This is a genomic window from Leucobacter musarum subsp. musarum (assembly GCF_001273845.1).
Classification (GTDB): Bacteria; Actinomycetota; Actinomycetes; order Actinomycetales; family Microbacteriaceae; genus Leucobacter; species Leucobacter musarum.
On the sequence record NZ_JHBW01000066.1, the window covers coordinates 119,729 to 133,685 of the forward strand.

Consider the following 13,957-nt stretch of genomic DNA (forward strand, 5'->3'; position numbering starts at 1 on the left):
CGATGAGGCGGGAAAGTCGTCTCGATCGCTCGTTGGTCAATGGTCAAACCATCGATCACTGATGCTAGGTGATGGTCTGACCATCAGCAAGGTGTCGGGAGTGTTGCGAACACGTTTCCGGCAGAAAGACGCGGATCTCTCGCAAATATTGTCTGGGGGCGTGCGAGGCGAACGGATCCTGCCAATGTGCGAACATATGTCGTCGCCGGGGTGGGGTGGGGCTTCCGAAGTTCCGCATAGGGGGGTCTGTGCGCACACGAGAATGGGCCCGGGGCACCTGACTGGGTGCTCCGGGCCCGGAGGGTCTGTGTCGAACTATTCGGCCAGAACGACGCTCAATGCTGTGGCGGCGCGATACCCCGACGCGACCGCGCCCGAGAGCGATTGCGCGAGGCCGGTGTGCTCGCCGGCGATGGCGACGCGGCCGGCGGCTCGTTCGAAGACACGTGCATCGGATTCGCTCCAGTCCAGGCCGGGCGCGGTGTACGAGCCCTGCGTCCACGGGTCGTCGGCCCAGGTGGTCAAGAGCACTTCTCCGTCGATCTCGAGCTCGGGGCGCATGGTGCGAAGTGCCGCGGTCCACCCCTGCGGCCCGCGATCGACAGCGAGCGCGTCGAGCGCGAATGGGCCGCCCGCGAACGACGAGAGCGCGTTGATACGATGCTCGCCGTCTTGTGAGAGGGATCGCCAGGACCACCAGGTGTGATCGGGGTTCTGGAGCGCGATGTCGTCATCGACGCGTGACAACGGCACCCCGAGTTTCGCGGCCACGCCCATGAATCGATGGTCGAGCGCTGTCTGCTGGTCTGTGGGGAGCGCGAAGCCGAGATCGAGCGAGCGGAGCACAGGGAGTGGAACGGCGATGACCGCGGCGTCGCCGTCCAGGCGGGACCCGTCGGCGAGGTGCACCTGCACTCCCGACGCCGACTGCTCCACACCCGTAATGGGATGCTCGCGGCGCACGCGGTCTCCGAGTCGACGCGCAAGTTCGATCGCCAGCGATTGATTGCCGCCGACCAAGCGACCCCCATCCTCGATGTAGCCATCGACCGTCGACGACTCGTGCAGCAGCACGGCTTCGGCGCTCACGCGCGATGGATCGGCTGCGGCAGAGGTCGTCATTCGGCGATAGACCGGATCGAGCCGATACTCGTTCCCGAGGGCTTCAGCGAATGCGCGCTCCAGCGATACCCGCTCCTCTCCATCGGCGAGCATGCGCTGCAGGGTGGCGGTGACGCGCGCGGTGGTGTCGCCGAGCTCGGCGAAGTTGATGATGCGGCCGTTGACGGTGCGTCGGCCGTAGCGCACGTTGTGCGAGAGGATCGGAACCCCGACTTCTGCGGCCAAACGTCTGATGGGAAACTCGGTCGGAAAGATGTACTCGCCGCCGCGTTCGGTGATCTCCCCGTTGCCGAGTCGCTCGGACCAGGTGCGGCCTCCGACCCGGTCGCGTGCCTCGAGCACCGTGCATCGGTGCCCCGACTTCTCGAGTTCCCAGGCCGTGGTGAGGCCGGCCAGGCCGGCTCCGATGACAACGACGTGCATGTCGATTCCTCCTTGAATCGTGGCGCATTTCGCTGAACGCTCTGTTCAGTGATGTGCGGCTCACTGTACAGTCGGCGTTCCGCATCCGCAATGACGAACGCCCGCGGGGCCACCGGATCGGCGGCTCCGCGGGCGTTCTCGCGCGCAGGGGTGCGGTGAGGTCAGGCCTCGATATCGACGCCCTTGGTCTCGCGAGTGAGCAGCAGCGACACGAACGTCACCAGCGCTGCCGCCGAGAGGTAGATGCCGACGAGCAGCGGGCTTCCGTCTGCGAGCCCCCACAGCCACACGGCCACGATGGGCGCGAGGGCGGCGCCGAGAATCGACGACACGTTGTAGGCGACGGCCGAGCCGGTGTAGCGCACGTTGGTCGGGAACATCTCGGGCAGGAACGCGCCCATCGGCCCGAACGTGAGCCCCATGAGGGTGAAGCCGAGTGCCAGGAAGAACATGACGAGCGGGGTGCTGCCGCCGCCGAGCAGCGGCACGAACGTGAACCCGAACACCACGATCGCGGCGGTGACCACGAGCAGCGTCTTGCGTCGACCGAAGCGATCGGCGAAGGGGCCGGAGACCAGCGTGAAGATGCCGAAGAAGATCACGCCGAAGACGAGCATCAGGATGAACTCGTTGTAGGTGTAGCCGAGACCCGGCACGTAGTTCGCAGCGTCGAAGGGCGTCCCGGCTGCCTCGGCCGCTTTCTGGGCGGCTTCGGCACCTGGACGGGTGCCGTAGGTCAGGGTGAACGACGTCATGAGGTAGAACAGCACGTAGGTCGCGAGCATCGCAAAGGTGCCGAGGATCAGGCCCTTCCAATGGAAGCGGAAGGCGGTGGCGATCGGCATGCGCTTGACCTCGCCGGTCTGCTTCGCCTGCTCGAACGCCTTCGACTCGACGAGCTTCAGGCGCACCCAGAGGCCCACGATCACCATGACCGCAGAGAACAGGAACGGGATCCGCCAGCCCCACTCGAGGAACGCGGCCGAGGGCTGGCCGGGGTTCGCCGGGTCAGCGAGCAGGTGATTGATCACGAAGAACAGCATGTTCGCGATGATGAAGCCGATGGGGGCACCGAGCTGCGGGAAGGTGCCGTACCAGGCACGCTTGCCTTCAGGAGCGTTCTCGGTCGCCACGAGGGCGGCACCCGACCACTCGCCGCCCAGGGCGAACCCCTGTGCGAGACGCATGATCAGCAGCAGGGCTGCGGCCCAGGCCCCGACCTGCGCGTGGGTGGGGAGGATGCCGATGGCGAAGGTCGCGATGCCCATGGTGATGAGCGAGGCGACCAAGGTTGTCTTGCGGCCGAGTCGGTCGCCGAGGTGCCCGAAGAAGATGGCTCCGACGGGGCGCGCGAGCATGGCGGCGCCGAAGGTCGCGAACGAGGCGAGCAGTGCCGTCGTCTCGTTGCCGGTCGGGAAGAAGAGGTGCGGAAACACAAGTACGGCGGCGGTCGCGTAGACGTAGAAGTCGTAGAACTCGATCGTCGTGCCGACGAGGCTCGCGAGGATGACGCGCGCCGGAGTATTGCGCGGCTGCGTCGGGGCGGAAGAAGTGGTGGCTGACACGGTATGGCTTTCAGAGCGATTGCGTAAGTGCGTGCAGCTCAGTCCCGGATCAGGCTCAGTGCGCGACGTCGGGCGTGTGTGCTTGTGGCAGACCACGCCATGATACGCGCGATTCACGTCGAATTCACATCTGAGAGTGCGATCGCATCACGTTTGCATCACGTGCTTGCAGGAGTGGAGTCGCGACTGTACAGTGATGCGAAAGTCACTGAACATTATGTTCAGTATCCGCGACGATGCGGTGCAGCGGTTCGAGGAGGAACCCATGACGTCAGATCACGCGCTCGAACTCGGCAAGCGAGTTGCCGCGCTTCGAGAGGTTCGAGGCATGAGCCTCCGCTCGCTCGCCGCAGCCGCCGGAGTGAGCTCCAGCTTCCTCAGCCAGCTCGAGAATGCGCGCACCAATGCCAGCGTCGCATCGCTGCGCAAGATCGCGGTGGCGCTCGGCGTCTCGCCCGCCCAGCTGCTCGACGACAAGCTCGTGCACACCCGCGGGGTGCTGCGCGCGGCGGATCGCCCGACCTATCCGCTCGAGGGCGCCGACAAGTTCGTGGTTTCGCTGCCGCCGCTGCGCAACCTCGAAATCTACGCCGGCCGCTTCGAACCCGGGAGCTCCACGGGCGCCGACCCCTACACCCACGGCCAATCGCAGGAGTTCCTGCTCGTGACGTCGGGCGAAGTGGAGCTCGAACTCGGAGACGAACGGTACACCCTGCGCGAAGACGACTCGATCGAGTTTCTGAGTTCGGTGCCGCACCGCGTCGCCAACGTCTCGGAGACCCCGGCGAAGGTGATCTGGATCAACAGCCCGCCGACCCCCGTCGAGGACGCACACGGCGACTGACGCACGACCGCACCACCCCTGCTGCACCGACATGACCATCAATGGAGAGGCCACATCATGAAGACAGGAATCATTCGGAAGTTCACGACCGGCGTCGCGCTGCTCGGAGCGGGAGCGCTGCTCGTCGGCTGTTCCGCCGGCGGCCCGGCCGACGATATCGACCTCGGTGACGGCCCGGCGGAGGCCGGCGTGGTCAAGGAGGGCGCGCTCGATGGCCTCAACCTCACGTTTGTGTCGTGGGGCGGCGTGTTCCAGGAAGGCCAGATGGAAGCCGCGGGCACGCCGTTCGCGAAGGCTTCGGGCGCGAACGTCCTTGAGGACGGCCCGACGGAGTACGCGAAGGTCAAAGCGCAGGTCGACAACAACGCCGTGACCTGGGACGTCGTCGACACCGACATCATCTGGGCGCAGAAGCAGTGCGGCGAAGACGGCCTGCTGCAAGACATCGACACGAGCATCGTCGACGTGTCGAAGGTGCCGGAGGGTCTGGTGGGCGACTGCTACGTGCCGGCGATGCAGTACGGCTACGTCATCTTGTACAACGCAGACAAATACCCAACGGCTCCGACCGGCTGGGCAGACTTCTACGACACCGAGAAGTTCCCGGGCAAGCGGGCGATCGCGGGGTTCGAAGACATCGGGCCCGGTGTCTACGAGGGCGCGCTGCTGGCCGACGGGGTCGCTCCCGATGACCTGTACCCGCTCGACATGGATCGCGCCTACCAGGGGCTCGATAAGATCCGTGACAGCCTGATCTACTGGAAGACGGGCGCCGAGTCGCAGCAGATGATCGAGTCGGGTGAGGCCGACATGGCGCTCGTCTGGTCGGGTCGCGGCTACGCCGCTGTGGCGAACGGCGCGAACTACAAGCCGATCTGGAACCAGGCGCTGCAGATCACCGAGGCGCTGGGTGTGCCGAAGGGTGCCGCGAACCCGCAGGCATCGATGGCGTTCCTGAACTACTACCTCGGCAAGGAGCAGCAGGAGAAGCTCACTGAGCTGACCTCGTACTCGCCCGTCAATACCGATGCGCAGCCGAACCTCGACGCGCTCGGCAAAGAGTTCCTGACGACCGAGCCCGCGATCGCCGAGCAGATGGTCGCAACCGACGCGAAGTGGTGGGCTGAGAACTACGACTCCGAGCTCGAGCGCTGGATGACCTGGCTGCAGGGATGAGCTGGTAACCCGTGACCACCACGAACCTCCCCGTGGTGCGCGCCGCGAACACTTCGCGGCGCGCACCCTACCGGGCGCTGCTTCTGCTGCTGCCCGCGTACGCGCTCCTCGTCGGAGTCTTCGCGTATCCCGTGTTCGAGAGCATGTGGCGCAGCGTGAGCGAACCCGAACTCGGTTTCGGTAACTACACCTGGGCGCTCCAGAATCCGCAGAACCTCGAGATCCTCGGCCGCACGTTCGGCAACGCGTTCCTCGCGACCCTGATCTGCCTGCTGCTCGCCTACCCCTACGCGTTCCTGATGACGGTCGTCGGCCCGAAGGCGCGCATGGTGCTGGTGGTCATCTCTCTGATCCCGTTCTGGACGTCGCTGATGATTCGCACGTTCGCCTGGATCGTGCTGCTGCAGGATTCGGGCGTCGTGAACTCGTTCTTCGAGATGCTCGGCCTCGGGCCCTTCCAATTGATCCGCAGCAATACGGGCGTGCTCATCGGGCTCAGCCAGGTGCTCATGCCGTTCATGGTGCTGCCGCTCTACGCGGTGATGAACGGCATCGACGGGCGCCTCGTGACCGCGGCTCGCTCGCTCGGTGCCAAGCCCTCGGTCGCGTTCTTCCGCATCTTCGTGCCGCTGTCGATCCCGGGCATCGCCGCGGGCTCGCTCATGGTCTTCATCCAGTCGCTCGGGTTCTACGTGACCCCGGCGCTGCTCGGCTCACCGTCTGACAGCATGCTCGCGCAGGCGATCTACGCGCAGGTGAGCAGCCTGCTGCAGTGGGGTCGAGGCGGGGCGCTCGGCGTGATCCTGCTCATGGCGACGTTCCTGCTGCTCGGGCTCGTGGGATTGATATTGAGATCGGCGCGGCGCCGCGGTCTCGCGGTGGAGGCGTTCTGATGATCAAACTGCACCCCGCGACGCGGGTCATCCTGTGGATCTTCAGCGCGCTCATCGCGCTCTGGCTCATTGCCCCGACGCTCGTGGTGATCCCGCTGAGCTTCACCGGTAAGGCGTCGTTCGTCTTCCCGCCCGACTCCTGGTCGCTGCAGTGGTACGAGTCGTTCTTCTCGAATCGTGCTTGGACCTCCGCGCTGTCGAACTCGCTGCTCGTCGGGTTGCTCGTCGCACTCCTCGCAACGGTGCTCGGTCTGCTCGCGGCGCTCGGCCTGCGGGCGCTCGTGAACAAGCGCTTGTCGACGACGCTGCGCATCGGGCTCCTCGCCCCGATGGTGGTGCCGGGCATCGTGGTGGCGATCGGCATCTACGCGGTGTTCTTGAAGCTCGGGCTCGTCGGCACGGTCGTCGGGTTCGTGCTGGCGCACACGGTGCTCGCACTCCCGTTCACCGTGATCGCGATCACGGCCGGGTTCGCCGGGTTTGACGACCGTCTCGAACTGGCCTCGCTCAGCCTGGGTGCCGGGCAGCTCAAGACGTTTCTCACCGTTACGCTGCCGAACATCGTGCCCGGCATCGTCTCGGGGGCGCTGTTCGCCTTCGTGACGTCGTTCGACGAGGTCGTGCTCTCCCTCTTCATCAAGAGCCCGTACCTCAATACACTCCCTGTTCTCATGTACGCGAGTGTCACTCGCGATACCGACCCGACGCTCGCGGCAGCAGCGACCGTCATTCTCGTGTTCACCACCGTGCTCGTCATCGGCGCGCTGGTGCTGACCGGAAGGAAATCCCGTGGCCGTCGAGCATAACCAGCGCGGTGCCGAGATCTCGCTCATGGGCGTCTCGAAGCACTACCCGAAGTCCATAGCCCTCGACGACGTGTCGCTCGAGGTGCAGGCGGGCGAGTTCATGACGTTCCTCGGCCCGTCGGGGTCGGGCAAGACGACAACGCTGAACCTCATCGCGGGGTTCACCGATCTCACCAGCGGCTACGTCGAGATCGATGGCGCACGCATGGATGACGTGCCGGTGCACAAGCGCGGTCTCGGCATCGTCTTCCAGCACTACGCTCTCTTTCCGCACCTCTCGGTGCTCGACAACGTGCTGTTCCCGCTGAAGCAGCGCAAGGTGCCGAAGGCGGAGGCGGTCAAGCGGGCGCGCGAGTCGCTCGCCACGGCCGGGCTCGAAGGCTACGAGGATCGCAGCCCCAAGGAGCTCTCGGGCGGGCAGCAGCAGCGCGTCGCGCTGGCCCGCGCGCTCGTCTTTGAACCGAAGGTGCTGCTGCTCGACGAGCCGCTCGGCGCGCTCGACAAGCAGCTGCGCGAGCGGTTGCAGCTCGAGCTGCGGCGCGTGCACCGGGAGGTGGGCCGCACGTTCATCTTCGTGACGCACGATCAAGAAGAGGCGTTGACGCTGTCGGATCGCATCGCCGTGTTCAACGAGGGCCGCATCGAGCAGGTCGGCACGTCGAAAGACCTCTACGAGCGGCCTGCATCGCTGTTCGTCGCCGGGTTCATCGGCGAGTCGACGAAGATCACGAGCGACGACGGGCAGACGATCACGGTCGTGCGCCCCGAGCACGGCGAGCTTCACGCGTCGGCGGAGGCGATCGGTGCCGGGCGGCCCGCGGTGCGGGTGACGGTGCGGCAGGCCATCTACCTCGGGTCGGGGTGGAAGTACGAGATCGTGCTGCCCGATGAGTCGACCGGCGTGGTGCGCGGCGCGCGCGGCCTCGATTGGTTGCACGGTGAGAACGAGACGGCCTGGCTGAGCTGGGATCCCGCAGCGGCCTCGGTCTTCCCTGCCGCGCAGTAGCGCGCCCCCACTCACTCCGCGCGGTTCTCGAACGGGCCCCGCGATTTCGCAGCACTGATACAGAAGGACCGAATATCCATGATCAACGGCAATGTTTCGCACTGGTGGCAGCAGATCGGTCAGCCTACGCCCCGCCCGGAGCTCCCGGGAGATCTCACTGCCGACGTCGCGATTGTCGGCGCGGGCTACACCGGACTGTGGACGGCGTACTACTTGAAGCAGGCGCGCCCCGACCTGCGGGTCGTGGTGGTCGAGCAGCGGCACGCCGGCTACGGTGCCTCGGGGCGCAACGGGGGCTGGCTCACGAACGCGATCACCGGCGGGCGCGGGCAGTACGAGAAATCGCACGGGCGTGACGCCGCCGAGCGCTTCCAGCGCGCCATGAACGCGACCGTCGACGAGGTGATCCGCGTGACGGAGGTGGAGGGGATTGACGCCGACATCAAGCGCGGCGGCGAGTTCAATGTGGCGTACACGCCGGCTCAGGAAGCCCGCATCCGCGCGTTCGCCGCGTCGGAGCAGTCGTGGAAGTACACCGACCTCGAACTGTTGGAGGCGACCGAGGCACGGGCGAAGATCAACGTCGCTGACACCCGCGCGGCCGTGTGGCACCCGCACTGCGCGCGCATTCAGCCGGCGAAGCTGGCATCGGGTCTCGCCGCGGCGGCGGAGCGGGCCGGGGTCGAGATCTACGAACGCACGCGCGTCGTCGAGATCGAGCCGCACCGCCTGCGCACGACCCACGGCACGGTGTCGGCCGAGTACATCGTGCGCGCTACGGAGGGCTTTACCGCGAACCTGAAGGGCCTGCACCGACTCTGGCTGCCGATGAACTCTTCGCTCATCGCGACCGAGCCGCTGTCTCGCGAGGTGTGGGACGAGCTGCACTGGAGCGAGGGCGAGGTGCTGGGCGATTTCGCGCACGTGTACATGTACGCGCAACGCACTGCCGACGACCGCATCGCGATCGGCGGGCGCGGGGTGCCCTACCAGTTCGGGTCGAAGACGGACACGGACGGGCAGACGCCGGCGGTCACCGTCGAGACGCTGAGCGAGATCTTGCACCGCTTTTTCCCGGCCACTCGGGGTGCCGCGATCGATCACGTGTGGTCGGGCGTGCTCGGGGTGCCGCGCGATTGGGCGGCGACCGTCGGTCTCGACCGGGAGACCGGGATCGCGTGGGGTGGCGGCTACGTCGGCACCGGCGTCACGTCGACGAACCTTGCCGGCCGCACGATCACGGACCTCATTCTCGGCAACGACACCGAGATCGCGGGCCTGCCCTGGGTGAATCACCGCGTTCGCAAGTGGGAGCCGGAACCGCTGCGCTGGTTGGCGACGAAGGGGCTGTACGCGGCGTATGGCATGGCCGATCGTGCCGAGCTCGGGGGTCGCGAGCAGACCTCGCCCATCGCCCATATCGCCGACGTCGTCACCGGCCGGCACTGATCCCACCCCGCACTTCGAACCGCAGGAGACCCCGCACATGAGCACTGCCAGCACCGTTCGCACTCTCGCCGCACACGACACCGGCGCCATCGCCCTCGGCGAGCACGCGCCGAAACCTACGGCGATCACCGCGGGCCAGACCGAGGCGTTTCTCGACGTCTGGACCGAGGGACGCATCAGCACCGGGCTGTGGGAGTGCACGCCCGGTGATTTCACCGCCGAGCGTCTCGGCTACTCCGAGGTGTGCACGATCCTCTCGGGGCGCGTGACGGTCGAGGTTGCCGGCTCCGAGCCCGAGGAGTTCGGCCCCGGCGACGTCATGGTCATGCCCTCTGGTTGGGCCGGAGTGTGGCGCGTCCATGAGCCGCTGCGCAAGCACTTCACGACGATCGACGACTGACATCGTGACTGCGGTCGGTTCGGGATCGGCGATCGTCGTCGGCGGGGGCGCCTGGGGCCTCCCAGCCGCGCTCGGGCTGCAGGATCGCGGCTGGCGCGTCACGCTGATCGAACGCTTCGCGCCGGGCAACCCGTCGGCCTCCACCGGAGGCAGCACTCGTTTGTGGCGGCTCGCGGACACGCAACCGTGGCGCGCCCGGTCGTTGGTCGCGGCGCGCGACGCAATGGAACGGCTCGGCGATCGGCTGGGGGCACCGGTGTTTCGCCGCACCGGGGTGCTCTGGCGCGATGGGGCCTCCCTCGCCGACGTGGGGGCGTCGCTCGCCGCGATCGGGGAGCCGGTCGAGCGCATCGCGGCCGACCGGGTCGCGGAGGTGTTCCCCGGGCTGCGGCCCGACGGTCGCGACGCGCTCTGGGTCGCCGAAGCTGGGGTCGTGCACCTCGACGGGCTCCTCGCGGGCGCGCTCGACGCCTTCATCGCCGCGGGCGGCGAGTACCTGGCCCACACCCGCGTGACCGCTGTCGTGCCGGGGGAGTCGTCGGCGCGCGTGCGCTTCGCGGATGGTACCGAGCGGTCAGCCGACCAGGTGCTGCTCGCCGCGGGGCCGGGAACCGCCGAACTGCTGCCCGGGCTCGAGCTCACGCTGCCGCTCACGCCCTACATCGAGCAGGTGGTGTACGTCGGCGATCCCGAACTCGCGACCGGCACTGCCGAGGCACCGCACCCCGCCCCAGACCTGCCGAGCCTCGTCGATTGCATGCCCGCAGCCCCCGACGCAGCGGGTGCGTATTCTGCCGGTGTCTACGCGATGCCGAACGGCGCGCGCGGCTACAAGATCGGACTCGACCGCCCGCTCCGAGCACTGCGCGGCGGGTCGCTCGGCGACGACCTCGATCGCACCGCCGACCCTGAGCGCACGGAGGCGATCCGCGCACGGGTCGCGCGAGACCTCACTGCCATCGTGCCCCGCGTGCTCGGAACACAGGTGTGCACCTGGACCGACTCGGGCGACGGCGACTTCGTGGTCGGCCGCACGCACCCCAGCGTCGTGCTCGCCTGCGGCGATTCGGGGGAGGGCGCGAAGTACGCCGCCTTCATGGGGGAGCACCTCGCCGCGCTCGTCGCCGGAGCCGCCACCGACGCCGAGTTCGACCGGCACTGGAATCCACGGCGCTTCGACGGGGCATCCCCAGCGCGTTCCGGATACAGTGCGATCGGACGGCACTGAACCACGTCCCCGCAGAAACGGAGCACCATGGACCACCACGGAGGCGACCTCGCCCTCATCGGCGCACACCTGCGCACCCAGACCGCACTCGACGGAGCCGTCGACGGCGCTGCCACCGCCCTGCTGATCCGCGCCGGCCGCATCGAAGCGCTCGGCAGTGACGCCGATATCGCCGAGATCGCCGAGTCGCTGGGCGTCGAGGTGCGCGATGTCGCCGGAGCGACCATCACCCCCGGCCTCTTCGACTCCCACACGCACCCGCACTGGGCCGCCTCGGTCACGGCCGGCATCGACCTCGGCGGGCTCGAGAACGTCGACGCGCTGCGCGATGCCATCGCCGCCGAGCACGCGCGCCTGCCCGAGGGGGCCTGGCTGCGCGGCTGGAATCTCGAGTACGAGGCGTTCGAGCACACCGGTCTGCGCGGCGACCTCCTCGCCGACGCCGCCCCTGGCCGCCCCGTCGTGCTCATCTGCTACGACCTGCACACTGCGCTCGCGACTGCTCCCGCGCTCGCCGCGGCCGGCGTGACGGGTGCCCGTGCATTCGACGACGCGAGCGAGGTCGTGGTCGACGCCGACGGCACCCCCACCGGCGAGCTGCGCGAACCCACCGCGTACAACCTCGTGTTCGACGCCGTGCCGCAGCCCGACCACGACGACGAGCGCGACGCACTGCGCGACATGTTCCGGCGGCTCGCGGCAGTCGGGCTGACGGGCGGCGCCATCATGGACGGCAAGGATCGCACGGTCGATCTGCTCGCCGAGCTGGAAGAGCGGGGCGAGCTCGATCACCGCCTCACCGTGCACCACTGGCACGCGGTGGGCGACACCGACGCCGACGTGCAGCGCGTGATCGGGGCGAAGGATCGCGCCGGCCGCCTGTGGGCGACCGGCGCCATCAAGCTCTTCAGCGATGGCGTGATTGACACGGGCACCGCGTGGCTGCACGCGCCCGACGCGTGCGGTGACGGGCGCGTGCCGTTCTGGCCGTCGTGGGAGCGCTACGGCGAGGTGGTGCGGGCCTACCACGATGCGGGCATGCTCATCGCGACGCACGCCGTCGGTGACTACGCGGTGAGCCGCGTGCTCGACGTCTACGCGACGCTGCCCGAGCGGCCCGGGCTGCCGTTCCACACGATCGAGCACCTCGAGGTGCTCTCAGACGCCGACGTGGAGCAGCTGCGGGGGAGCGGCGTGACCGCCTCGATGCAGCCGCTCCACATGCAGTGGCGCGCGCCCGACAATAGCGACGGCTGGGCCACGCGTCTCGGCGCGGACCGCCACGACACCGGGTACCGCGTGCGCGACGTGCTCGACGCCGGCGTCACCCTCGCGCTCGGATCTGACTGGCCGGTGGCGCAGTACGACCCGCGACTCGGTATGGCCTGGGCGCGCGGGCGGCACACGCCGGGTGATCCGTCGGCGAACGTCTTCGAGCCGTCGCAGCGGTTGACCGGTGAGGAAGCGCTGCTCGCATACACGCTGTGGCCGGCGCGCGCTCGCGGTCACGCCGATCGCGGCACACTCGAGCCGGGCGCCGTGGGAGATCTCACGGTCTGGGCCGCCGACCCGGTCGCGGCCGATGTCGACGCGCTGCCCGAGCTGCCGATCGTGCTCACCGTCGTCGACGGTCGCGTGGTGCACGCGGCCGGCTAGCGCGGGAGCGGTGCCCGCGGGCGGGGGAGCGCCCGCGGTCAGCCGCCGGCGAGCTGCCGCCGCACCCGCCGCGCCTCGCGCAGCCCGCTTTCGATTGCGCCATCGATGAACCCGCCCCAGAGGTTCGCGTTGTCGGTGGTCGCGAAGTGCAGCGCCCCCTGTGGCTCCTGCAGCTGGGGCAGGTCACGGGTGAGTTGCCCCGGGCGATGCGTCATCCAGGTGTTCTGGGAGAGCGGGTCGGTCATCCAGTCGTGGGCCGTGACGCCGGTGACGGTGATGCCGGGGCGGAAGATGTCGACCGCGGCCTGCACGGCCTCGAGATCTTCGAGGTCGATGCGCTCGTGGTCGGGGCCGAATGCGACGAGCAGCGTGAAGTCTCCGTCATCGTCGACGCCGTAATACTCGACTTTGAGCACCGAGAGCGGATCGTGCTGGCTCGCGTAGGCGAAGAAGCGCGGCAGGTGGCCCCGCGCGCGAATCCACGCCTTCGTGCCGCGCGACGCGACGCGCTCTTCACCGAGGCGCTGCCAGACGTCAGGCAGCGGAGGCGTGAACGCGATGGTCGAGATGGCGTTCGCGGGGAGCGTGCTGATGACGCGGCGGCTCCGGATCAGCGAGCCGTCGGCGAGCTCTACCGTCGCGGCTCCGTCGGCCTGGGTCACCGAAACGACCGTTGCGTCAAGCCGGATCTCGCCGGGGACATCATGCGCGATCTCCGCGGTGAACGCGCTCATGCCGCCGACGACCCGATACGTGGCCGAGGCCTCGTGCATGAGCTGCCAGTGGCCCCCGGTCGCCGCGACCCAGCGCAGCGCGCTCGAGAGGCCGACCGTGTCGAGCGGAGCGTTGACGTGACCGACCCAGACCGACTCGTTCGCCGCCCGCGCCTCGGGGTCGAGCCCCAGTGTGTCGATGCGATCCTGCACACTCAACCCGTCGAGGTCGCCGATCGGCCCGACCGTGGGCGCGACCCCACGAGGGATCGCGTCGCGCACGTCGTCGATGATGCGCTGCTGGCCATCGTCGATGAGTGCCATGAACTCCTCGAGCGTGCCCTGGCGCGGTGTGCCATCGGCGCCCTGCCAGTAGGCTTCGTCGGCCCGCGGGCTGCGCTCGATGTCGCGCTCGTACCGCGTGAGCTCGGCCCAGGTGTGCGGCTGCACCCAGTGCACCCACGTGCCGCCGAGTTCGAGGTCGTGCCCGAAACGGTGGTCGGTCCAGGTGCGCCCGCCGACGCGATCGCGCGCTTCGAGCACGATCACCGAATGCCCGGCCCGCCCGAGCTCGCGCGCGGCCACGAGACCGGCAAAGCCCGCTCCGATGATGACGACGTCGACCGATTCCATGCGCTCCTCCTTGAGTGACCGCGCGAGACGCGCTGCACCGAGC

The 13,957-nt window shown here is 68.3% G+C and carries 12 protein-coding genes; 9 read left to right on the forward strand and 3 right to left on the reverse strand.

Annotated features, from left to right (window positions below; translation table 11 throughout):
• Positions 1-315: 315 nt before the first annotated feature.
• Entirely contained in the window at positions 316-1,545 is a 1,230-nt protein-coding gene (locus tag CH42_RS05255) for a flavin monoamine oxidase family protein (protein WP_053352158.1), read from the reverse strand.
• 161 nt (positions 1,546-1,706) lie between these two features.
• Complete coding sequence (locus tag CH42_RS05260) at positions 1,707-3,110, reverse strand: MFS transporter (RefSeq protein ID WP_053352159.1); 1,404 nt, start codon at positions 3,108-3,110, stop codon at positions 1,707-1,709.
• Between the two features lie 265 nt (positions 3,111-3,375).
• Between CH42_RS05260 and CH42_RS05265 the strand changes: the two genes are divergently transcribed.
• From CH42_RS05265 to CH42_RS05305, 9 genes are all read left to right on the forward strand, one after another.
• Positions 3,376-3,954, forward strand: a complete 579-nt coding sequence (locus CH42_RS05265) for a helix-turn-helix domain-containing protein (RefSeq protein ID WP_053352196.1) — start codon at positions 3,376-3,378, stop codon at positions 3,952-3,954.
• A 57-nt stretch (positions 3,955-4,011) separates the two neighbouring features.
• Positions 4,012-5,130, forward strand: a complete 1,119-nt coding sequence (locus tag CH42_RS05270) for an ABC transporter substrate-binding protein (protein WP_053352160.1) — start codon at positions 4,012-4,014, stop codon at positions 5,128-5,130.
• A gap of 11 nt (positions 5,131-5,141) precedes the next feature.
• Positions 5,142-6,023 (forward strand): ABC transporter permease, encoded by an 882-nt coding sequence (locus tag CH42_RS05275; protein ID WP_053352161.1) that lies wholly within the window; start codon positions 5,142-5,144, stop codon positions 6,021-6,023.
• Positions 6,023-6,829, forward strand: a complete 807-nt coding sequence (locus CH42_RS05280) for an ABC transporter permease (protein ID WP_082305428.1) — start codon at positions 6,023-6,025, stop codon at positions 6,827-6,829. Before CH42_RS05275 ends, CH42_RS05280 begins: the two co-directional genes overlap by 1 nt.
• Positions 6,813-7,835 (forward strand): ABC transporter ATP-binding protein, encoded by a 1,023-nt coding sequence (locus tag CH42_RS05285; RefSeq protein WP_156322473.1) that lies wholly within the window; start codon positions 6,813-6,815, stop codon positions 7,833-7,835. Before CH42_RS05280 ends, CH42_RS05285 begins: the two co-directional genes overlap by 17 nt.
• A 78-nt stretch (positions 7,836-7,913) precedes the next feature.
• Positions 7,914-9,284, forward strand: a complete 1,371-nt coding sequence (locus CH42_RS05290) for an NAD(P)/FAD-dependent oxidoreductase (protein ID WP_053352162.1) — start codon at positions 7,914-7,916, stop codon at positions 9,282-9,284.
• 37 nt (positions 9,285-9,321) lie between these two features.
• The gene (locus CH42_RS05295; RefSeq protein ID WP_053352163.1) at positions 9,322-9,684 is read left to right on the forward strand and encodes a cupin domain-containing protein; all 363 of its coding nucleotides are present in this window, start codon (positions 9,322-9,324) and stop codon (positions 9,682-9,684) included.
• 4 nt (positions 9,685-9,688) lie between these two features.
• On the forward strand, positions 9,689-10,912 hold the full coding sequence (locus CH42_RS05300; RefSeq protein WP_075205245.1) for an NAD(P)/FAD-dependent oxidoreductase: 1,224 nt from the start codon (positions 9,689-9,691) through the stop codon (positions 10,910-10,912).
• 27 nt (positions 10,913-10,939) lie between these two features.
• The gene (locus CH42_RS05305; RefSeq protein ID WP_053352164.1) at positions 10,940-12,568 is read left to right on the forward strand and encodes an amidohydrolase; all 1,629 of its coding nucleotides are present in this window, start codon (positions 10,940-10,942) and stop codon (positions 12,566-12,568) included.
• A 38-nt stretch (positions 12,569-12,606) separates the two neighbouring features.
• On the opposite strand, the gene CH42_RS05310 is transcribed toward CH42_RS05305, so the two are convergent.
• On the reverse strand, positions 12,607-13,914 hold the full coding sequence (locus CH42_RS05310; protein WP_053352165.1) for a flavin monoamine oxidase family protein: 1,308 nt from the start codon (positions 13,912-13,914) through the stop codon (positions 12,607-12,609).
• Positions 13,915-13,957: the final 43 nt, after the last annotated feature.